The 21,558-nt window shown below is 72.6% G+C and carries 16 protein-coding genes; 3 read left to right on the top strand and 13 right to left on the bottom strand.

The genetic code is table 11. The features are described from left to right. Positions 1-52: 52 nt before the first annotated feature. The 4 genes from AC069T_RS18085 to AC069T_RS18070 all read right to left on the bottom strand — a co-directional run bounded on the left by AC069T_RS18085 (position 53) and on the right by AC069T_RS18070 (position 3,948). The gene (locus tag AC069T_RS18085; protein ID WP_476752365.1) at positions 53-808 is read right to left on the bottom strand and encodes an AIM24 family protein; all 756 of its coding nucleotides are present in this window, start codon (positions 806-808) and stop codon (positions 53-55) included. Positions 809-824: 16 nt separating this feature from the next. After that, positions 825-1,505: an AIM24 family protein gene (locus tag AC069T_RS18080; RefSeq protein ID WP_476752366.1), complete on the bottom strand. Its 681-nt coding sequence runs from the start codon at positions 1,503-1,505 to the stop codon at positions 825-827. An 11-nt stretch (positions 1,506-1,516) separates the two neighbouring features. Next, complete coding sequence (locus AC069T_RS18075; RefSeq protein ID WP_478783687.1) at positions 1,517-3,211, bottom strand: TerD family protein; 1,695 nt, start codon at positions 3,209-3,211, stop codon at positions 1,517-1,519. Positions 3,212-3,351: 140 nt separating this feature from the next. Then, a complete protein-coding gene (locus AC069T_RS18070) occupies positions 3,352-3,948 on the bottom strand; it encodes a M48 metallopeptidase family protein (RefSeq protein WP_478783686.1) in 597 nt (198 codons plus the stop codon). Positions 3,949-4,165: 217 nt separating this feature from the next. Here AC069T_RS18070 and AC069T_RS18065 point away from each other — a divergent pair, with 217 nt between their 5' ends. Continuing rightward, the gene (locus AC069T_RS18065; RefSeq protein ID WP_478783685.1) at positions 4,166-5,458 is read left to right on the top strand and encodes a TOMM precursor leader peptide-binding protein; all 1,293 of its coding nucleotides are present in this window, start codon (positions 4,166-4,168) and stop codon (positions 5,456-5,458) included. Further along, positions 5,451-6,824 carry an ABC1 kinase family protein gene (locus AC069T_RS18060; protein WP_478783684.1) on the top strand — a complete coding sequence of 458 codons (1,374 nt, stop codon included), beginning with the start codon at positions 5,451-5,453 and terminating at the stop codon, positions 6,822-6,824. Before AC069T_RS18065 ends, AC069T_RS18060 begins: the two co-directional genes overlap by 8 nt. Before the next feature lie 6 nt (positions 6,825-6,830). Here AC069T_RS18060 and AC069T_RS18055 read toward each other — a convergent pair whose 3' ends face one another. The 5 genes from AC069T_RS18055 to AC069T_RS18035 all read right to left on the bottom strand — a co-directional run bounded on the left by AC069T_RS18055 (position 6,831) and on the right by AC069T_RS18035 (position 10,714). Then, positions 6,831-7,055 carry a hypothetical protein gene (locus tag AC069T_RS18055; protein ID WP_478783683.1) on the bottom strand — a complete coding sequence of 75 codons (225 nt, stop codon included), beginning with the start codon at positions 7,053-7,055 and terminating at the stop codon, positions 6,831-6,833. Positions 7,056-7,170: 115 nt separating this feature from the next. Beyond that, a complete protein-coding gene (locus tag AC069T_RS18050; RefSeq protein ID WP_476752372.1) occupies positions 7,171-7,494 on the bottom strand; it encodes a hypothetical protein in 324 nt (107 codons plus the stop codon). Further along, positions 7,491-7,859, bottom strand: coding sequence for a WhiB family transcriptional regulator (locus tag AC069T_RS18045; RefSeq protein ID WP_478783682.1), 369 nt, complete (start codon positions 7,857-7,859; stop codon positions 7,491-7,493). The genes AC069T_RS18050 and AC069T_RS18045 overlap by 4 nt, the downstream gene beginning before the upstream one ends. Positions 7,860-8,034: 175 nt before the next feature. After that, the gene (locus AC069T_RS18040) at positions 8,035-8,355 is read right to left on the bottom strand and encodes a hypothetical protein (RefSeq protein WP_478783681.1); all 321 of its coding nucleotides are present in this window, start codon (positions 8,353-8,355) and stop codon (positions 8,035-8,037) included. A gap of 163 nt (positions 8,356-8,518) precedes the next feature. After that, positions 8,519-10,714, bottom strand: a complete 2,196-nt coding sequence (locus AC069T_RS18035; RefSeq protein ID WP_478783680.1) for an ATP-dependent DNA helicase UvrD2 — start codon at positions 10,712-10,714, stop codon at positions 8,519-8,521. A 224-nt stretch (positions 10,715-10,938) separates the two neighbouring features. Here AC069T_RS18035 and AC069T_RS18030 point away from each other — a divergent pair, with 224 nt between their 5' ends. Further along, the gene (locus AC069T_RS18030) at positions 10,939-11,181 is read left to right on the top strand and encodes a mycoredoxin (protein ID WP_478783679.1); all 243 of its coding nucleotides are present in this window, start codon (positions 10,939-10,941) and stop codon (positions 11,179-11,181) included. 183 nt (positions 11,182-11,364) lie between these two features. Here AC069T_RS18030 and nudC read toward each other — a convergent pair whose 3' ends face one another. The 4 genes from nudC to AC069T_RS18010 form a co-directional block, all read right to left on the bottom strand. Beyond that, on the bottom strand, positions 11,365-12,315 hold the full coding sequence (gene nudC / locus AC069T_RS18025) for an NAD(+) diphosphatase (protein ID WP_478783678.1): 951 nt from the start codon (positions 12,313-12,315) through the stop codon (positions 11,365-11,367). Between the two features lie 107 nt (positions 12,316-12,422). Continuing rightward, positions 12,423-13,835, bottom strand: a complete 1,413-nt coding sequence (locus AC069T_RS18020; protein ID WP_478783677.1) for a dipeptidase — start codon at positions 13,833-13,835, stop codon at positions 12,423-12,425. A gap of 10 nt (positions 13,836-13,845) precedes the next feature. Next, positions 13,846-17,415 carry a UvrD-helicase domain-containing protein gene (locus tag AC069T_RS18015; protein ID WP_478783676.1) on the bottom strand — a complete coding sequence of 1,190 codons (3,570 nt, stop codon included), beginning with the start codon at positions 17,413-17,415 and terminating at the stop codon, positions 13,846-13,848. Positions 17,416-17,710: 295 nt separating this feature from the next. Further along, positions 17,711-21,283: an ATP-dependent helicase gene (locus tag AC069T_RS18010; RefSeq protein WP_478783675.1), complete on the bottom strand. Its 3,573-nt coding sequence runs from the start codon at positions 21,281-21,283 to the stop codon at positions 17,711-17,713. Between the last annotated feature and the right edge of the window lie 275 nt (positions 21,284-21,558).

Raw genomic sequence — 21,558 nt, 5'->3', positions numbered from 1 at the left:
CCCCCCCCCCCCCCCCCCCCCCCCCACGCCTTCGGTGAGGCACTTGCGCTTCTCAGCTCCAGGCGTTGCCCTGGTTCTGCGCGTGGGCGCCCTGCTGGCCCATGCCGTACTGCGCGCGCACGCCCTGGCCGATCTGGGCGTTCTGCGGCGGGAGCAGCTCACTCGGCTGGACGAGGATGTAGCCCTGTCCCATGAAGCTGAGCTCCCAGCCCTCACCGGTGTTGCCGCGGCGCCGCCACACTCCGGATGAGTGCGTCTGGGCCTGCATCTGCACCCGCAGCCCGGTGGACCACGCGACGATCGCGTCGGCGTCGCAGTTGACGTACCTGTCCGGCGTGACCTGCATCATCAGCGGCATCCCCGAGGTCATCAGGGCGACCTTGCCCCGGCCCGTGATGTTCAGCTGGTACTTGCCGGATCCCGAGATGCCGTACTGGCTGTCCACGGCGATGACCTCGTGGTGCAGCGAGGAGTCCATCGCGAGGACGTAGCTGCTGTCGACGGTGAGACCCTCCTGGTCGATGTCGACCACGTGCACGTGCTGGGCCAGGTTCGCGAGATAGACCGTCCCCTGCCCGTGGCAGCGCATCAGGTCCAGGCCCTCACCGGTCACCGCACGCGAACGGCGCTGGCCGTTGTTCTGGTACTCGGCGTCGAACTCGACGAGGCCCTGGTAGGCGACCATGGTGCCCTTGCGGGCCAGGATGTCGTCGTGGCCCTCCAGGGCGACGCGCAGCATCTGCGAGTTCTGCAGGCTGTAGCGGTCCTGGGACTGCTGTTCGTTGTAGCCGAAAAGCGGGCTCTGCATGGTGTCCTGTTCCCCCTCAGCCCCGGATCCGGAGGCGGTCGGTGCTGTCCTCGCTGGGCTGGACGACGACGATGCCCTGCCCGGAGAACGCCATCTGGTACGCCTCGCCGCTGCCCCGCCCGATCAGGGACTGCGCCTTGAAGCTGCGCTTGCCCTTGACCTTCAGGTTCGGGGACCAGGCGACGAGCGCGTCCGGGTCGACGTACGTCTCGTCCTCGCCGCCGCCGCAGTCCACGACGATCGGCTTGCCCCGGGAGGTGAGCGCCACCCAGCCCTGGCCGGAGATCTTGGTGTTCCACAGCCCCTGCCCCGCGAACTTGGCGAGCCCCTTGACGCGCTCGACACCCCAGGTGAGGTGCGCGTCGAAGGCGAGCAGGTTGGTGGCGTTGACGGAGATCGCGTCCCCGTTGAGGTTGATGACGACCACGTTGGCGCCGTAGTCGGCGAGATAGAGCAGGCCGTCACCGGAGCACTTCATGAGGGGCGCGCCCTCGCCGGTCATCCAGTCCCGCGCGATCTGGCGTACGGCCGGCGGGTTGGGCTCGTACTGGACGAACCCCTCGTAGGCGACCATCGACCCCACGCGCGCGAGGAGATCGTTGCCGGTCTGCATGGCGACCTTCAGCATGTGGTTGCCGTGGTTCTCCATGCGGGCGGTGACGGGTGCCGGGGCGAAGCCCGCGAATGGCTGATTCATGACGGGCTCCCTCAGACCTCGTACGGCTGGACGACGATGAAATTGCCGGGCGCGCCCCGGAACTGCAGGTTCACGCTCTCGCCGGTGTCGCCCGGATAGGCGTTGCGGCGCATCCGCACCTGGCTGGAGACGATCACCTGGGAGGCCGCCGACCAGGCCACGACTGCGTTGCAGTCGGCGAACGTGGTGGGCGTGACCGGCAGCACGACGGGTGCGCCGTGGGTCTTCACCACGATCGTGCCAGTCCCCTGGAACTGCATCGTGAACAGCGCGCCCCCGGGGATGCCGTGTCCTTCGACGCGACGCACCTCGTACTGAAGCGTCTCGTCGAAGGCGAGGACGTTCTCCGCGGACACACAGATCCCGTCGCCCTGCAGTTCGATGGGGTGGAGCATCGTCGAGTTGTCGGCGAGGAAGACCTGGCCCCGGCCGGAACAGCGCATGAGCTGCATCTCCTGGCCGGTCGCGTTGCCCACGATCCGTCCGGCGAAGCCCGCTCCCTTGTAGCTGAAGTCGACCTTGCCCTGGTAGAGCACCATGCTGCCCTGCCGGGCGAGGACCGCCTGGTCGCCGCCGGCGCCGAGGTCGACCCGGACCAGCTTCTTGTTCTGCTGGGTCCACCGCTGGCCGGTGGGCGTCTCCTTGAAGGCCTGGAGTGCGGCGGCCACACCGGCGCCGCCCTGCGGGGCGCCCTGAGGAGCACCGTAGGACGCGGGGGCACCGGTCTGGCCGGGGACCTGTCCGTACGGAGGCTGCTGCCCGTAGCCGGGAGGCGGGGCCTGCTGGCCGTAACCGGGGGGCGCGCTCGGGGCCTGCCCGTAGCCGGGCGGCATCGGGGCGCTCTGCCCGGGCGGCTGCTGTCCGTAGCCGGGCGGCGGACCGGGCTGGCCGGGCGGCTGCGCGTACGGCGCGGGTCCGGGCGGCGGCACGGTGCCGCCGGGCGGCGTGAGCGGCGCGATGATGGTCGGTGCGGCGTGCACCGCGGGTGCCGGGGCGGGCGGCGGAGTGGCTCCCGCAGGCGGTGCGAAGCCCTGCGCGGCGGGCTGCGGCGCTGGGGCCGGGGAACCGAGGGCGGGGGCACCGAAGGCGGGTGGCGCGGCCGCCTGGGCGGGCGGCGCGAAGGACGGGGAGGCTCCGGTCTGCGGCTGCTGCGGCTGCTGCGGGGCCGCGGGCTCCGCGTCGGCGACCTCGCCGCCGAAGTTCTTCAGCAGTGCGTCGAGTCCGCCGTCGAAGCCCTGTCCGACGGCCGCGAACCGCCATACGTCCTTGAGGTAGAAGTCGCCCAGCATGACGGCACGTTCCGTCGAGAACTCGGCGCCGCTGAACGCGTACCGTGCCACCTCCTCGCCGCCCGCGACGATGCGGAGGTATCCGGGAGCGATCTGCGACATCTGCCCGGCACCGTCGAGCGTCGCCGTGAACGACAGCCTGTGGATCTGCGGCGGGATCCTGTCGAGGGTGACGCGGAAGGACTCCGTGTCACCCGCCTGGGCGCCCAGGAGCTGGATGGACTCCTCGGGGGACTTCGGCTGGTTGAAGAAGACGAAGTACCGGTCGTCCGACAGCCGCTCGTCGGCGTCCAGACCGAAGCAGCTGATGTCGAAGGTCAGCCCGGGGCCGGTGATCTGCACGCCTACGTACAGATCGGTGCCCGCGGTGAGGTCACTGATCTTGGCCTTGTGGCCGCGTTGGAATTCCCTGGCCATGCGTAACGACCGTCCCCCATCCCGAATGCAAGTACGTCGCGTCAGGCTAACGGCAAATTCCGGCAGCGGACGAAGCCGGTACAGACCCGGTACACAATCCCCGCCCCGGGCTTCGGACGAGCCGCCGGGGACGTGGGTTCTCAGTCCTCGGCCACGGCGGGCCGGTGGGGCAGCCGGTCGGCGGCGACCACTCCTTCGAGGTAGCCGCGGGCCCTCTCGGTGCGGGGATAGGCCTCGAGGAGCCGCCAGAAACGGGGCCCGTGACCGGGTACGAGAAGATGCGCGAGCTCGTGGACCAGGACGTAGTCGACGACGTATTCCGGCATGCCCTGCAGCCGGTGCGAGAGCCGGATGCTGCCCTCCGAGGGGGTGCAGGAGCCCCAGCGCGTGTTCTGATTGGTGACCCAGCGGACCGACGTGGGACGGGCACGGCCGTCGAAGTACAGGCCGGAGAGCCGCGCCGCGCGCTCGGACAGCTCCCGGTCACCGAGTTTCCGCTTGCTCTCCTGCGCGGCCAGCTTGTCGAGCATGACGCTCACCCAGCGCTGCTCCTCCGCCTCGGACATCCGGGCGGGGATGAGCACGACGGTGCGATCGCCCTCGCGGTACGCGGAGACCGTTCTGCGTCGGCGAGCACTCCTGCGGACCTCGATCGCGCTCGCCCCTGCGCCGCTCGGCGGCAGGCTCGTCGTGCTGCGCTGTGGCTTTCCGGCGCGGTGCAGTGGGTCGGCGGGCACGCCCCGACGTTACCCGTTGCACATGGTGAAAGTCCCGCCTCCGGGACGGTTCCGTGGCGATCCGCACTCCGTGCGCTGGATTCGTACGACGAATGCGGCAGCCTGTGGACAACTTTCGGCACCGCGGCGGGCGGGGCGGGCATGCTGGCAGTCGTCGGCGGAGCTGGGCCGCTGCCGCCGGCACACGGGGACGATCTGAGAGTTACGGGGGCCGGTCATGCATCCGATGGTGAAACCCGCGCTGCGGCGCGGCTGGCGGGATCTCAACACCGTGCAGTTCGGCATGGCGCCGGCACACGCGATGGTGCTGGGCCCGGTGGACACGGCGACGGGCAGTTTCCTGACCCTGCTGGACGGGACGCGCGGACTGCCGCTGCTGCGCGACGAGGGACGCTGGATGGGTCTGCCTGACGGCCATGTCGACGGTCTGGTCGAGCGGCTGGCCCGCTCCGGTCTGCTGGACGACGCGACGGGTGGCGGTCCGGCGGCCGACGCCCTCCGTGGGAAGCAGGCGGTCCTTGACCGGCTCCGGCCGGACCTCGCCTCCCTCTCCCTGGTCAGTTCCGCGCCGGGCGAGGCGATCGAGCGCCTGGCCGCCCGCCGCTCCCTGCGGGTGCAGGTGCGGGGTGCGGGCCGGGTGGGCGTCGTGCTCGCCGCGCTGCTGGCGGGCGCGGGGGTGGGCGAGGTCCACGTCCGTGACGGCGGCCGGGTGGAGCCGGGTGATGTCGCTCCCGGAGGGCTGTCCGCCGAGTGCGTCGGCGAGCGGAGGGAGGACGCCGCCCGGCGGGCGGTGCGGCGAGCGGCCCCCGACCGGCGCCCGCGTCATCGGCGGGAACCCGCACCGCATCCACCGGAGGACCGGACGCCGCCTTCCTTGGAGCCGGCCGGGCGCACCTGCGCCCCGGCCGACCGGACCGCCGTCCCGCCGGACGAGTCCGGCTGGTCGCTGGTGATCCTCGCGCCCCGGGACGGGCTGGCGGTCCACGCGCCCGACCCGGCCGCCGTCGAACCGCTGATCGTCTCCGGGACTCCGCACCTCTATACCGGAGTCGTGGAGGGGACGGGTGTGGTGGGCCCTCTGGTGCTGCCCGGCGAGACCGGATGCGCGGGCTGTCTTGACCGGGCCCGCACCGACCGGGACCAGACGTGGCCACGACTGGTCGCCCAGTGGCGGTCGGGCGGCCGCCGGCACACCCAGGCCTGCGACCTCGCCCTGGCGACTGCCGTCGCCGGGCTGGCCGCCGGCCACGCCCTCGCCTTCCTCGACGGAATGCCGCCCGTCGGCGCCGGGACGCGCTGGGAGGCCTCCGTACCGACCCTGACCTGGCACGCACGGCCGGTGTGGCCGCACCCCGCGTGTCCGTGCGGGGCGGCGGGGAGAGGTAACGAAGAACACACCCCAAAGGACGGGGGACCGCACGAGACAATGGCTGAGCAACAGCCGCCGGCGGGGTCACGCCACGAGGCGCACGCCGCGCGGCTGTCTGGGACTTGGAGGGCGCATGTCTGATCTTCCGCGCAAGGCGGTCACCCGGACCGCCAAGCTCGCCGCGCTCCCGCTCGGCTTCGCCGGGCGGGCGACCTGGGGGCTGGGCAAACGCATCGGCGGGAAGTCGGCGGAGATCGTCGGCCGCGAACTCCAACAGCGCACGGCAGAGCAGCTGTTCAAGGTGCTCGGCGAGCTGAAGGGCGGGGCGATGAAGTTCGGGCAGGCCCTGTCCGTCTTCGAGTCCGCGCTGCCCGAGGAGGTCGCGGGGCCCTACCGCGCGGCGCTGACCAAGCTGCAGGAGGCCGCACCTCCGATGCCGACCCGGACCGTGCACTCCGTGCTGGAGAAGCGGCTCGGCGAGGACTGGCAGGAGCTCTTCCGGGAATTCGAGGACAAGCCCTCGGCGGCGGCCTCGATCGGCCAGGTGCACCGGGCGGTGTGGCACGACGGGCGCGAGGTCGCGGTCAAGGTGCAGTACCCGGGCGCGGGCGAGGCCCTCCTGTCGGACCTCACGCAACTCAGCCGTTTCGCGCGCCTGTTGGGTCCGCTCATTCCCGGGATGGACATCAAGCCGCTGATCACCGAGCTGCGCGACCGGGTCTCGGAGGAGCTCGACTACGGCCTGGAGGCCCAGGCCCAGACGGCCCACGCGGAGGAGTTCGCCGACGACCCCGACGTGGTGGTCCCCGCCGTCGTCCACCAGTGCGAGCAGGTACTGGTGACGGAGTGGATCGACGGGACACCGCTCTCGGAGGTGATCGCCGACGGCACGAGGGAGCAGCGTGACCGGGCCGGTCAGCTGCTGGCCCGCTTCCTGTTCTCGGGCCCCGCCCGCACCGGCCTACTGCACGCCGACCCGCACCCGGGCAACTTCCGTCTCCTGCCGGACGAGAAGGCGGGCTGGCGGCTGGGCGTCCTCGACTTCGGCACCGTCGACCGGCTGCCGGGCGGTCTGCCCCCGACCATCGGCAGCTCCCTGCGCATGACCATCGAGGGAGAAGCCGAGGCGGTCTACGGACTTCTGTGCACGGAGGGCTTCGTCAAGGAGTCCATAGAGCTGGACCCCGACGCGGTCCTCGACTACCTGCTCCCGATCATCGAACCGGCCCAGGCGGACGAGTTCACCTTCACCCGCGGCTGGATGCGCAGCCAGGCCGCGCGCATCGCCGACCCCCGGTCGCCCGCCCACCAGCTCGGCAGGCAGCTCAATCTGCCGCCGTCGTACCTGCTGATCCACCGGGTCACCCTCAGCACCATCGGCGTCCTGTGCCAACTGGGTGCGACGGTGCGGCTGAGGGACGAACTGGAGGAGTGGCTGCCCGGTTTCCTCCCCGAGGAGGACGCGCCGGAAGAGCTGCTGGAGGAGGAGGCAGCCGCGGAGGCGTGAACGGACCTACCACCAGGCCGAGTCCAGGCGGCCCTCGATCGCCCGGAGGTTGGCTCGGGCGCACCCGTCACAGAGGTAATGGGGGGTGCCGTTCTCCACGGAGCGCGTCCAGGTGAGCGGTGGTCCTTCGGCGGAGGTACCGCAGCGGGCGCACACGATGCTCACGGGCTCGGCCGTCTCGGCGGGCCGCGCGGAGCCGCTGTCGTCACTGTCCCCGGAAAGACTCGTCACCCGGCGACGATATCCCCGCGCCGAGCACTTCGGTGCCCCCACGCACCGCGGGGGCCGGTCCGTCCGGACCGGCCCCCGCTCTGACGTGGTGTCTACTGCCCGCGACCGTCCCCGGTCACTGCATGACGGCCATGGCCAGCGCCCGGCGGGCGCGCATCGAGGCGCGCTCCGCACGGCGCTGCATCCGCCGGGCGGCGGCCAGGCGCACGGCCTGGCGTTCCCGCTCGGCTTCGTGCAGTCGCTCGTGCATATGCGCACGAGCCATGGCTTCTGGGATGAGTTGCATTTCTCGGGTCCTGTTCTGGCGCGAGTCGTGCGCACCGGTGGTGGAGAAGTCTGGGGTCGCGGAGCCGGCGGGCTCGGTGGTGGACGGCGTCATCGGGGCCTGCTTCTTGGGGTCGTTCGTGAGGGGGCGATCGATCGTTCCTACGGTGTTCATGCTGTGACCGGGTTCTTGCGCGGACGGCCACGCGGCCGCTTGCGGGCCACGACGACACCCTGGACGAAGAGCTCGCCACCCCAGACACCCCAGGGCTCACGCCGCTCCTTCGCCCCGGCGAGGCAGGCCTCGATCAGCGGGCAGGTGCGGCAGAGGGACTTGGCGTACTCGACATCGGCCGGCGACTCGGCGAAGAAGACCTCCGGGTCGTAGGAGCGGCAGGGGACGGGTACGCCGAGGTTCTCGATGGCGTCGTCGAGCGCGGTGAGCGCGGTGAGCGGAGTCACGGTGGAGTCCTCGGTGGGGCCGGGCGGGGGGATCGTCTCGGAAGGCGGTACGGACGGGGCGTGCGCTTCGAGTTGCACGGTTTGTTTTCCTCGTCTGGTCGTGCCGGCCGGTTGGCCGGTTGGCGGCTTGGTACCGGGTTCTTTTCTTGTCCCGAGGCCCCTTCGCTCCGGCTGTCCCCGGTCGGGGACAAACAGAAGGGCCGCGGATCCCGGGTGGGGTTCCGCGGCCCTGAAGGCGCCGGCCTGATCGAGATCAGGCTGGATCACTCCAGGGTTCAGGCCCACGGAAGGCCCACATCGTGTGGTGCTGCTTCGTCTGCTCCAGGGATCCGGCACCGGCCGCGGCAAAGGCATAGGTCCGCACCTGTGCCGTTACTGCTTCCAGTGCCTGGATCGGTCGCTCATTGCGCTCACGGATGGGAAGACCCGCGAGAGAAACGACGGACGCCGGACGGACGGCGGAGATGCCGAACAGACCGGTGCCCAGGTCCGGGGCGCCGAGCGTGCAAGCGGAGACGACCGAGCGATCGGTCATTTTGGCGGTGCTGGCGGAGCTGAAGTTGATGCTGATCACTGGAATCGCCTCCTCTCGGCGTCTAGAGGGACCGGGATGAACCGGTCCGACGGTTGTTAAGTACAGCACGAAACCAGGGCCTCGGAGAAGGCCGCCGTTTCCGTGTTAAGAACCTATGGGGAGCGCTGGGGCATGCGCAAACTATTTTCTCGACGAGTTTGAATCAATCAACTTCGTTGCCCCCTGCGGGTTCACGACCTGCGCAGATGGCCAGAACGTCGGCTCCGAAGCGGTTGAGCTTGCGCACTCCGACGCCGGGGATCCGCGCCAGCACGCCCTCGTCGTCGGGCACCGACTCGGCGATCGCCATCAGCGTCTTGTCGGTGAAGACGCAGAAGGCCGGCTGCCCACTGCGCTGCGCCTGGACCGCCCGCCAGTCCCGCAGCCGCTCGTAGAGCCCCTCGTCCATGTCCGAGGGGCAGTCCTCGCAGCGCATCAGCTTCATCTCGCCGGCGTCCGTGAGTGTGCGGCCGCAGACCCGGCACCGGGCCGGGGTCCGGCTGGTGCGCCGCACCGCACTTCCGCCGGCGCTCCCGACGCCGCGCTCGACACCTCCCGCTCCGGCCGCCCCACCGCGGCCTGCGGTGGCGACGGAGCCGGGGCGCAGCCCGTCGAGGAAACGGCTCGGTCGGCGGTTCGCACGGCCGCCGGGCGAGCGGGACAGCGCCCAGGAGACGAACAGCCGCTCTCTGGACCGCGTGACGCCGACGTAGAGGAGGCGGCGCTCCTCCTCCATCTGTTCGTCCGTCCTGGCGTAGGTGATCGGCATCATGCCCTCGGCGACGCCGACCAGGAAGACGACGTCCCACTCCAGGCCCTTGGCGGAGTGCAGCGAGGCGAGGGTGACGCCCTGGACGGTCGGAGCGTGCTGGGAACCGGCGCGCTCGTCGAGCTCCGCCACCAGGTCGCTCAGGGTGGCGTCGGGCTTGGCCGTGGCGAAGTCCTGGGCGAGATTCACCAGGGCGGCCAGCGATTCCCAGCGCTCTCTGACCGCCCCGGATCCGGCGGGCGGTCGGCTGGTCCAGCCCTCGCCCGAGAGGACCGCGCGGACCTGCGAGGGCAGGTCGACGACGTCGTCGAGGAGGGAGTCGTTGCCTCCGAAGCGGGCCGCGCCGCGCAGGGCGACTCCTGCCTTGCGCACCTCCGGGCGGTCGAAGAAGCGCTCGGCACCACGCAGCTGGTAGGGCACTCCGGCGTCGGCGAGGGCCTGTTCGTAGATCTCGGACTGGGAGTTCGTGCGGAAGAGGACGGCGATCTCCGCCGCCGGGACCCCGGAGGCGATCAGTTCGCGGATGCGGCGGGCCGCGCCCTCGGCCTCGGCGGGCTCGTCCGTGTACTCGGCGTAGACGGGTTCGGGGCCGGGACCGCGCTGGGAGATCAGCTCCAGCCGGTGGTCGGCCGCGCGGCCGCGGGCCTGGGCGAGCAGTCCGTTCGCGAGACGGACGACCTGGGGCGAGGAGCGGTAGTCGCGGACGAGCTTGACGACCGTGGCTCCCGGGTGGCGGGTGCGGAAGTCGAGCAGGTGGTCGGGGGTCGCGCCGGTGAAGGAGTAGATCGTCTGGCTGGCGTCACCGACGACGCAGAGGCTGTCGCGCTCGCCGAGCCACAGCTCCAGGAGGCGCTGCTGGAGCGGGCTGACGTCCTGGTACTCGTCGACCACGAAGTGCTGGTACTGGGTGCGGACCTGTTCGGCGATGTCGTGCCGGTCCTGCAGGATGGCGACGGTCAGCAGCAGGACGTCCTCGAAGTCGATGACGGCGCGGTCGCGCTTGAGGTCCTCGTACGTCGAGTAGAGCTGGGCGATCTCCGCGGGGTCGCGCGGGGTTTCCCGACCGGCCTTGGCGGACGCGGCGGCATAGTCGCCGGGGACGGTCTGGGTGACCTTGGACCACTCGATCTCCGCGGTCACGTCCCGCAGCTCGCCCCGGTCGAGACGGATGCGGCAGGCGGCCGCCGCGTCCGCGACGAGCTGGATCTTCCGGTCGATGAGACGGGGCATGCTGCCACCGACGGCTTTCGGCCAGAAGTACTGCAGTTGACGCAGGGCGGCCGAGTGGAAGGTGCGGGCCTGGACGCCGGAGGCACCGAGCTGACGGAGGCGGCCGCGCATCTCTCCCGCGGCGCGGTTGGTGAAGGTGACGGCCAGCACGCTGGAGGGCTGGAGGATCCCCGCGCGCACCCCGTAGGCGATGCGGTGGGTGATCGCCCGCGTCTTGCCCGTGCCGGCGCCGGCCAGCACGCACACCGGACCGTGCAGGGCGGTGGCCACCTCGCGCTGCTCGGGGTCGAGCCCGTCGAGCACCGCGTCGGCCGTGTCCGGTACCTGCGGGAAGAGGGGGGAGTGCGTTGCTGCTGTCACACCGCCATGCTGCCAGGTCGCCGGAGACGGATGAGCCGGTTGTCCACAGGGGGGCACTCGTAGTCGTACTAATGCGGCAGGCGTCACAGCGGTCGCGCGGTCCGGCGGTCCGATGGCGTGCGGGACCCGTGCCGCCCGCGGGGCCCGCGGGCGGGAATGGCGGCCGGGTCACGTACGTTCCACTCACTGCGAACCGCACCCTGCCGCGAAGGAGCACAACGAAGATGTCGGGCACTGTGACGATGTACAGCACCACGTGGTGCGGCTACTGCCGTCGGCTCAAGAGCCAGATGGACCGGGAGGGCATCTCGTACAACGAGGTCAACATCGAGCACGACCCGGAGTCCGCCGCGTTCGTGGAGAAGGCGAATGGCGGAAACCAGACGGTTCCGACCGTCCTCTTCCCCGACGGGTCGACCCTGACGAACCCTTCGCTGGCGCAGGTCAAGCAGAAGATCAGCGCGTAGTCCGGGCGCGGCCGGCCCGCGGCCCGACGGCCGCGGCCGGTACGGGGACCACCGTCCCCCGTACGCGCCGGCCGACGGCTTCCGTGCCCCGCCTGCGCGGCGCGGCGGCCGACGGCTCCCGTGCCCGGCCCGCGCGGCGCGGCGGCCGACGGCTCGCGTGCCCGGCGCGCGGCGCGGCGGACGTCAGAGCGCCGAGCCGCCCGGGCGGGGCAGCGGCTTGCCGTACCAGAGCTCGATCAGCCGGGCCGCGATCGAGATGCCGTACGGAGGCAGCACCTCACCTGACTCGAAGGCGGCCCGCAGGTCCTCGCGGGAGAACCAGCGCGCCTCCTCGATCTCCTCGCCGTCGACGTTGATCTCCGCCGACGTGGCCCTGGCCATGAAGCCCAGCATCAGGCTGGAGGGGAAGGGCCAGGGCTGGCTGGCGACGTACTCGACCTCGCCGACCGTGACACCGGCCTCCTCGAAGACCTCACGGCGCACCGACGTCTCGATGGATTCCCCGGGCTCGACGAAGCCCGCGAGCGTGGAGAAGCGCCCCTCGGGCCAGTGCACCTGGCGGCCCAGGAGGATGCGGTCGTCGTCGTCCGTGACCGCCATGATCACGGCCGGGTCGGTGCGCGGGTAGTGCTCGGCACCGCAGGCCGGGCAGCGGCGGATGTGACCGGCGGCCGCGATGACGGTGCGCTCGCCGCAGCGCGAGCAGAAGCGGTGCAGCCGCTGCCAGTTCTCCAGGGCGACCGCGTGCACCATGAGGCCCGCGTCGCGGGGGGACAGCAGCAGCCCCGCCTCGCGCAGCCCCGCCGGGCGCGCGGACTGGTCCATACGGCCAGGCAGGGCGTCCTTCTGCAGGGCGAAGTAGCTCACGCCGTCGTCGTCGGTGCCCAGGAAGTAGCGGTGCGCCTCGGTGAGCGGGGCCTCGAAGGACGGGGTCATGACGAGTTCGGTGATGCCGTCCGCCGTCTCGTCGATGAGGACCTGGCCGCCGGAGACCACGAAGGCGCGGGTGGTGGGGTGGCTCCACGCCGCCGCGAGCCAGGCCTCGTCGAGGCGGTGGTGGGCCGCCCGGTCGATGCCGCTCGGTGCGGTGAGCGAAATGGGTCGGTCGGCGGTGCGGTCGGTCCAGGTGGTCACGGGTGCTTCCAACTCCCCCGGTGGAACGGTTATTTCGACGGGCGGTTCGGCAGGGTCTGCGGCGGGACGGGTCCGGACGTCGTTCTTCAGCACGTGGCCGGGCCTTCTCAGTGTGCCTCGCCCCAGTTCTCGGCCAGGTCGCCCCACAGGTGGGCGGTGGTTTCGACGCCCTTCATGAGGAGATCGAGTTCCACCTTCTCGTTCGGCGCGTGCCAGCCGTCGGACGGGACCGAGATGCCCAGGAAGAGGACGGGCGCCCCCAGGACTTCCTGAAGGTCCGCGGCGGGCCCCGAGCCGCCCTCGCGGGTGAAGCGGACGGGCTGCTCGAAGGCGCGGCCCATGGCGCGTACGACGGACTGCAGAGCCGGGTGGTCGAGCGGCGTCAGGCAGGGGCGGGTCGCCGCGCCGAACGTGATCTCGTGCCGGATCCCGGCGGGCAGCCGGTCGGCCGCCCAGGCGCGTACGGCCTTCTCGATGTGGTCCGGGTCCTGTCCCGCGACCAGCCGGAAGGAGAGCTTCACCGTGGCCGAGGACGGGATGATCGTCTTGCTGCCGGGTCCCTGGTAACCGCCGCCGATGCCGTTGACCTCGGCGGTCGGGCGGGCCCAGATGCGCTCCAGGGTGGTGTGCCCGGCCTCTCCGTGGGTCGCCGCCGACTTCGCCGTACGCAGCCACCGCTGCTCGTCGAAGGGCAGTTCGGCGAAGAGTTCCCGCTCACGGTCGGTGAGTTCGACGATGCCGTCGTAGAACCCGGGGACGGCCACGCGCGCGTGCTCGTCGTGCAGCGCGGCGACGAGGCGGGCGGCCTCGGTGGCGGGATTCGGCACGGCGCCGCCGAAGGAGCCGGAGTGGATGTCCTGCTCGGGCCCGTGCAGCTCGATCTCGCACTCGGCCAGGCCGCGCATGCCGGTGCACACCGTCGGGGTGTCCTCGGACCACATGCCGGTGTCGGAGACGATCACCGCGTCGGCGGCGAGCCGGTCCGCGTACTTCTCGACGAGGGCGCGGAAGTGCGGCGAGCCGGACTCCTCCTCACCCTCGATCAGCATTTTCAGGTGCACCGCGGGGGTCGTGCGTCCCGTGGCGGCGAGGTGGGCGCGCACCCCGAGTGTGTGGAAGAACACCTGCCCCTTGTCGTCGGCCGCACCGCGCGCGTGGAGCCGGTTCCCGCGGACGACCGGTTCGAACGGGTCGGTGTCCCAGCCGTCCTCGCGGGCCGCGGGCTGCACGTCGTGGTGTCCGTAGACGAGAACGGTGGGTGCCTGCGGGTCGTCGGACGGCCACTCGGCGAAGACGGCGGGGGCGCCGGGCGTCTCCCAGACCTCACTGGTGGGGAAGCCGGTCTCCCTGAGTGCGGCGGCGAGCCAGTCGGCGCTGCGTGCCACGTCCGCGGCGTGGTCGGGCTGTGCCGACACCGAAGGGATCCGCAGCCACTCCGCGAGGTCGTCGAGGAAGGCGGCGCGGTGCGCGGCGATGTACGTGCGGACGGCGCTGACAGCGCTGTCAACGGGCTTGCTCATGGCCACGAGCCTATCGGCCCGCGCCGACACGCTCGTCCGGCGGATCCTCCGGGACGTCGTCGGCGGGGTCGTCCAGGAGCAACCGCTCCAGTGCGGACCGGTCGGGGAGCCCGTCGAGGCGGACGGCCTCCCCGCTGCGGACGTACAGGAAGGTGGCCGTGACCGAGGTGAGGGGTACGCCCTGCTGCTCGGCCCAGGCCAGCCGGTACACGGCGAGCTGAAGGGGATCCGCGGTGCGGGTGCGGCTCGTCTTCCAGTCGACGATCTCGTACGTCGTGCGGTCGCCGTCGTCCTCCCGGTAGACGGCGTCGATGCGGCCGCGCACGACGCGTCCGGCGATGGCCAGCTGGAAGGGGGTTTCGACGCGGTACGGGGTGCGGTGCGCGTACGCGCTGCGTTCGAAGGCCTCCTTGAGGGCCTCCAGGTCGTGCTCGTCGGCGATCTCGGCCTCGCTGCCGGGCAGCTCGTCCGGTTCCAGCATGGGCAGCCGCAGCGCTTCGAAGCGGGATTCGATCCAGGCGTGGAAGCGGGTGCCGCGGCGGGCGGCGGGCTGCGGCGGGCGCGGCATGGGGCGGGCGAGTTCCTGCGCGAAACCGTCCGGGTCGGCGGCCAGGCGCAGCAGCTGCGACGCCGTCAGCGACGCGGGCAGGGGTACGTCGGTGACGCTCGCGCGGGCCCGCAGGAGTTCGCCGGTGAGGGCCTCCAGGTCACGGTCCCAGGAGTCGAGGGTGCGGGCTTCCTCCGGGGTGAGGGGCGCGCCCGCGGGCGCGAGTCCGTGGTCGGGACCGGCGGGGTGGGCACGCGCGTGGGGGATGACGGGCCGGTCACCCTCGTCCTTCTGTCCGTGCTCGTGGGTGAGCGGTACGGGCGCGTGCGGCGCCCCCGAAGGCCGGTCCGTGGTCCAGGAGTCCCAGTCGGAGGCGGCCTCTTCGGATGTGGAGGGGTCCCCGTCGTGGTCCCCGTCCGGGCCGGGGAACTCGTCGTCGTCCGGTGGCGGCGGCCAGTCCGGGTCGTCGTGCGAGGAGGGGTCGTGGACGGCGCCGGTCCGCGCGGTCCCCGGGTGGGCGTCGTCATGGGAGGCGACGCGCTCCAGATGGGCCAGGACGGTCTCCGCGGCTGCGCGCCGCCTGGCCAGCGCCACGTCGTCCAGCGGGAGCGGCCACGCGTGGTCGGCGGCGGCCTCGTGCAGGGCGGGGTTCTCCTCGTCCTCCGCGGGTTCGTCGGCCCAGACCTCCGTCTCGCCGTACCCGGACGCGCAGTGCTCGTACAGGGCCCGCAGGAAGTCCGAGGGGCCGCGCGGGCGCTTCTGAGAGGGCCCCCACCAGTGGCCGGAGCCGAGCAGCAGCGAGCGGGGGCGGGTGAAGGTGACGTAGCCGAGGCGCAGTTCCTCGGTGTGCTGGTGGTCCTTCATGGCCTCGTGGAAGGCCTTCATGGCCCGGGCGTCCCAGGCGTCGATGTCGGGCAGCGTGTCCGCGTCGCCGCGCAGTTCGTGCGGCAGGACCTTTCCCTGGGCGGTCCACTTCTCGCGGCCCTGGGTGCTGGGGAAGGTCCCGGTGACCAGGCCCGGTACGGCGACGACGTCCCACTCCAGGCCCTTGGACTTGTGGGCGGTGAGCACCTTGACGGTGTTCTCGCCTCCGGGGAGGGCGTTGTCGAGGCCCTTCTCGTACTGCGCGGCCGTCCGCAGGAAGCCGAGGAAGGCGAGCAGGCTCGCCTCACCGTCGCCGGCCGCGAAGGAGGCGGCGACGTCCAGGAAGTTGGAGAGGGTCTCGCGGCGGCGGGCGGCCAGGGCGTGCGGGGACGCGGACAGTTCGACCTCGAGGCCGGTGACGGCGAGCACGCGGTGCAGGACGTCCATCAGGGGGTCGGACAGCGAGCGCCGCAGGTCGCGCAGCTCGGCGGCGAGCCGCGCGAAGCGCACCCTGGCGTCCGGCGAGAACGGCAGCCCGTCGTCCTCGGCCTCGGCGCCGAAAGGTGTCTCCAGGAACGTGTCGAGGGCGTCGGCGAGCGATATCACCTCGGCGGGGTCGACTCCTTCGACGGCGGCGGCGAGCCGGCGGTCGGGGTCGTCGTCGCCCCCGCGCGCGTGGGACACGAGCAGACGGGCACGCCGCCCCAGGAGCGCGAGGTCGCGCGGGCCGATCCGCCAGCGCGGGCCGGTGAGCAGCCGGACGAGAGAGGCGTTGGCGCCGGGGTCCTGGAGGACTTCGCAGACGGCGACCAGGTCGGCCACCTCGGGCAGGTGCAGCAGGCCGGAGAGGCCCACCACCTCGACCGGGATGTCACGGGCGACGAGGGCGCCCTGGATCTCGGCGAAGTCGGTCGCCGTGCGGCACAGCACGGCGATCTCGCCGGGTGCCTTTCCGGTGCGTACGAGGTGGGCGATCGAGTCGGCGAGCCAGGCCATCTCCTCGGCGTGGGTGCGCAGCAGCGCGCAGCGGACCATGCCGTCTCGCTCGGCTCCGGGGGCGGGGCGGAGGGCCTCCACGCCCGCGTGCATCGCGCGCAGGGGTTCCGCGAGGCCGTTGGCGAGGTCCAGGAGGCGGCCGCCGCTGCGGCGGTTCTCGCTGAGCGACTGACGGGTCGCGGAGCGGCCGTCGGCGTGCGCGAAGTGTTCGGGGAAGTCGTCCAGGTTGGCGACGGAGGCGCCGCGCCAGCTGTAGATCGCCTGGCAGGGGTCGCCGACCGCGGTCACCGGGTGGCCGGTGCCCCCGCCGAACAGCCCGGCCAGCAGGACGCGCTGGGCCACCGACGTGTCCTGGTACTCGTCGAGCAGGACCACGCGGAACTCGTCGCGCAGGATCGCGCCGACTTCCGGACGGGTGCGGGCCAGGGTCGCCGAGAGGGCGATCTGGTCACCGAAGTCGAGCAGGTCGCGCTCGCGCTTGGACGTGCGGTAGCGGCCCACCAGTTCGGTGAGCTCCCGCCTGGCCGCGGCGGCCTCGGGGACCTTGCGCAGGTCGGCGTTGGTGAGCTTGGCGCCCTCCAGCGAGCGCAGCAGCTCGGCGTCGTACGCCCGCAGGTCCTCGGGGCGTACGAGGTGTTCGGCGAGCTCGGAGTCGAGCGTGAGGAGGTCGCTCACCAGGTCGGGGAAGGAGCGCGTCAGGGCGGGGTAGGGGCCCGGGGCCTCCCGGAGGACCCGCGCGGCGAGCTGGTAGCGGGTGGCGTCGGCGAGGAGGCGTGCCGTGGGTTCCAGCCCGATGCGCAGGCCGTGGTCGGTCAGCAGTCGGCCCGCGAAGGCGTGGTACGTGGAGATGACTGGTTCGCCGGGAGGGTTGTCCGGGTCGATCACGTCGGGGTCGGTGACACCCGCCCTGATGAGTGCCTTGCGGACGCGCTCGGCGAGCTCACCGGCCGCCTTGTTGGTGAACGTCAGGCCGAGCACCTGTTCCGGGGCGACCTGGCCGGTGCCGACGAGCCACACGACACGGGCCGCCATCACCGTGGTCTTGCCCGACCCGGCTCCGGCCACGATCACCTGCGGAGCGGGCGGCGCGGTGATGCACGCCGTCTGCTCCGGGGTGAAGGGGATGCCCAGGAGCTCCTTGAGCTGCTCGGGGTCGGTGATACGGGCTGGCACGTCTGAGAGGCTAGCGGCGCCCACTGACAGCGAGGACCGCATCGGCCGACGGGACGGAAGAAGCGCTGGTCAGCTCGGGGGGTGCGGTACGTCACTCGGGCCGCGTCGGACGTACCGTCGCCGCGCGGTGCGTCACCCGGGGGCGCGTCGGTCCGACGGCGTGCGGCACGGCACCCGGGCCCGCGTCGGACGTACCGAGCCGCGCGGTACCTGGGCCGGGGCGCGGCATCGGCGTTCCTCACCGGGGCGGGTCACTCCGGCACGACACCCCTGGGCGCCGGCGGAGCGGCTCCCGTCACTCGATCACCTGCCGGCCCTCCGGCCGCGCGCTGCACGACGCCCGGAACGCGCAGTGCGTGCAGTGCTGTCCGGCGGCCGGGGTGAACCGCTCGTCGAGGACCTTGCCCGCGGCGGTGGCGAGGAGGTCGCCGACCCACCCCCCCGCGAGCGGCTCCTGGGCCTGCACCTTGGGGAGGGTCTCGCCGCCGTTCTTCTTGGCGGCGCCCTGTCGCAGCTGGACGAGTTCCGCGCCGCCGGGCTCGGGACGCACTCCGTCGAAGACCTCGTCGACCGCCCCGTGGTTCACGGCCAGCTGGTAGACGGCGAGCTGCGGGTGGCGGGCCACGTCGGCGGCGGTCGGTGCCTGCTTGCCGGTCTTGAAGTCGACGACGTAGGCACGGCCTTCGGAGTCCGTCTCGACGCGGTCCATGGAGCCGCGGATGCGCACTTCGTAGGAGCCCGCTTCCAGGGTCACGTCGAAGTCCTGCTCGCTGGCCACCGGCGTACGGCCGGTGCGGTCCATGACGTGCCAGTTCAGGAAGCGTTCGAGCGCCACGCGCGCGTGCTCCTTCTCCTGCGACGACTTCCAGGGCGCGTCGAAGGCGAGCGCGTTCCACACGGAGTCCAGCCGCTCCATGAGGACGTCGAGGTCGGCGGGGGTGTGCCCGGAGGCCACCTCGTCGGCGAGGACGTGCACCACGTTGCCGAATCCCTGGGCGGCCGTCGCGGGGGCGTCCGCCTTCACCTCGCGGCCCAGGAACCACTGCAGGGCACAGGTGTTGGCGAGCTGGTCCAGGGCGCTTCCGGAGAGCACGACGGGGTGGTCGCGGTCCCGTAGCGGCACCTTGCTCTCGGTCGGCTCGTACATGCCCCACCAGCGGTAGGGGTGCGCGGACGGCACCAGGGGGCGGCCGTCCTCGTCGCCGAGTGCGGCGAGCCTCGCCAGGCGGCGGGCGGCGGCCTCCCGGAGGGTGTCGGAGACCCGCGGGTCGACGGTGGTCGCCCGCAGTTCTGCCACCAGGGCGGCCACGGACAGGGGGCGGCGCGGGCGGCCCGTCACGTCCTTGGGCTCGACGCCGAGCTCGGTGAGGAAGCGGGAGGGCTGGTCCCCGTCGTCCGCCGGGGCCTTCACCGCGGTGACGACGAGGCGTTCACGCGCGCGCGTGGCGGCCACGTAGAACAGCCGGCGTTCCTCGGAGAGCAGCGCTCCGGGCGTCAGGGGCTCGGCGAGGCCGTCGCGGCCGATGCGGTCGGCCTCCAGCAGGGAGCCGCGCCGCCGCAGGTCGGGCCACAGCCCCTCCTGGACGCCGGCGACCACGACGAGCCGCCACTCCAGGCCCTTGGAGCGGTGCGCGGTCATCAGCCGGACGGCGTCGGGGCGCACGGCCCGGCGGGTGAGCGTGTCGGCGGCGATGTCCTGGGCCTCGATCTCCTCCAGGAAGTTGAGGGCGCCGCGGCCACCGATGCGTTCCTCGGCGCGGGCCGCGGTCGCGAAGAGCGCGCACACCGCGTCGAGGTCGCGGTCGGCGTTGCGCCCCGCCGCGCCGTCGCGCCGGGCCGAGCGCTCCAGGCGCTGCGGCCACGGCGTGCCCTCCCACAGGTCCCAGAGGGCCTCCTCCGCCGTGCCACCGCCCGCGAGGCGTTCGCGTGCCTTGCGCAGCAGCGCACCCAGGCGCTGTGCGCCCCGGGCGTACGCCGGATCGTGCGCCACCAGCCGTTCCGGTTCGGCGAGTGCGCGCCTCAGCAGTTCGTCGGAGGGCGGGGGCACGTGGTTGCCCCCGGCGCGCTCCTCCTCACGCAGCGCACGGCCGAGACGGCGCAGGTCGGCGGCGTCCATGCCGGCGAGGGGCGAGGCGAGCAGCGTGAGCGCGGTCTCGGTGTCGAGCCAGGTTCCCACCCGACCGGAGGCGGCCGTTCCGGAGTCCGCCGGGGCCGACGGCGCGGGCACCGCCGGGTCCGTGAACTCCGCGGGATCCGCGGGATCCGCGGGATCCGCGGGATCCGCGGGATCCGCGGGATCCGCAGGCTCGGTGGGCTCGGTGGGCTCGGTGGGCTCGGTGGGCTCCGCCGAGGCCATGGGCTCCGTGGGATCCGAAGGCTCAGTTGGCTCCGCGGACAGCACAGGCTTCGTCGGCTCCGCGCCCGCTTCCGGTGCGGACAGGTCAGTGGCCCCAGAGCCGACGCCCACCGTTTCCGCCGCCGCCGTCGCCACCGCCCTCAGGGCCGCGAGCAGCGGTGCCACCGCCGGTTCGTGGCGCAGCGGCAGGTCGTCGCCGTCGATGTCCAGGGGGACGCCTGCGGCCGTGAGAGCGCGCCGGACGGCGGGGATGGTGCGGGAGCCCGCGCGCACCAGGACCGCCATCTCGCCCCACGGGACGCCGTCCTCCAGGTGCGCCCGGCGGAGGATGTCCGCGATGTTGTCCAGTTCCGTGCCCGGTGTCGGGTACGTGTAGACCTCGACGCGCCCTCCGCCCCGGACAGGCGTGAGCTCGCGGTGGGCGCGGACCTTCTCCGCGGGCAGGCGGGTCAGGGGCATGCGCTGGGTGACCAGACGCGTGGCACCGAGCAGGGCCGCGCCCGAGCGGCGGGACGTGCGCAGGACCGCCACCGGCGCCGGGCGGCCGTCCAGGCGCGGGAACGCGTGCGGGAATTCCAGGATGCCGTTCACGTCGGCACCGCGGAACGCGTAGATCGACTGGTCGGGATCGCCGAGGGCCACCAGGGTGCGGCCGCCTCCCGCGAGGGCGTGCAGCAGCCGTACCTGTGCGGGGTCGGTGTCCTGGTACTCGTCCACGTAGACCGCGTCGTACTGGGCGGCCAGCCGTTCGGCGACCTCCGCCCGGCCGGCGAGCAGCACCGCGCGGTGGACGAGTTCGGCGTAGTCGAGCACTCCCTGCATGTCGAGCACGTCGAGGTACTCGGCGAGGAAGGCGGCCGCCGCCCGCCAGTCCGGGCGGCCGATACGGGAGGCGAACGCGTCGAGGGCGTCGGGGCTCAGTCCCAGCTCGCGGCTGCGGGCAAGCACCGCGCGGACCTCGTCCGCGAAGCCGCGGGTGGTCAGGCAGGCCCGCAGTTCGTCCGGCCAGCGCACGTGCGCGAGACCGAGCCGCTCCAGGGCGGGCTGCCCCGCGAGCAGCTCACGCACCGCCACGTCCTGTTCGGGACCGGACAGCAGCCGCAGGGGCTCGGCGAACAGGTCGCTGTCCTGGTGAGCGCGGACCAGGGCGTAGCAGTACGAGTGGAACGTGGTCGCCCGTGGGGCGCGCGCGGCTCCGATGCGCAGCGCCATGCGGTCACGCAGCTCGACGGCCGCCTTGCGGCTGAAGGTCAGCACCAGGATGCGCTGCGGGTCCCCGCCCCGGGCGATGCGTGCCGCCACCGACTCGACCAGCGTGGTCGTCTTGCCCGTACCGGGACCGGCCAGAACGAGCAGCGGGCCCCCCTTGTGGTCAACCACGGAGCGCTGCGCCGCGTCCAGCCGAGGGGGGTCCGGCCGGGCCGGCGGGGTACGTACCAGTCGGTAGGCGCCACGGGTCCCCTGGCGCACCTGGTGGTGCGACAGGCGCCTGGTGGAAGAGGAGGAGCTCACGTGGTTCGCCGGTCCTGGTGGTTGTGCGTTCGGTCACTGCGGGCGCTGAGCGCTCTCGTTCGGGGGTGGTCGGGCGTCCGGTACGAGGGCCGGCGCGTGCGGGAGGGGGTGGCGGCGGGGTGAGGGAGACGTGCGTCAGCGATGCCACACCGGTGGACACCCGGGAAGACGCTACGCCGGTGGACACCGTGGAAGGAGAGCTTCCCCTTCTTCCCTCGTGCCCCCTGCGTCCCTCGCTGCTCGAACGTACGGCATGCCGCGCGGGTGCCCGACTT

Source organism: Streptomyces sp. NPDC043867 (assembly GCF_056435845.1).
This window is presented reverse-complemented; position numbering and strand designations above follow the sequence as displayed.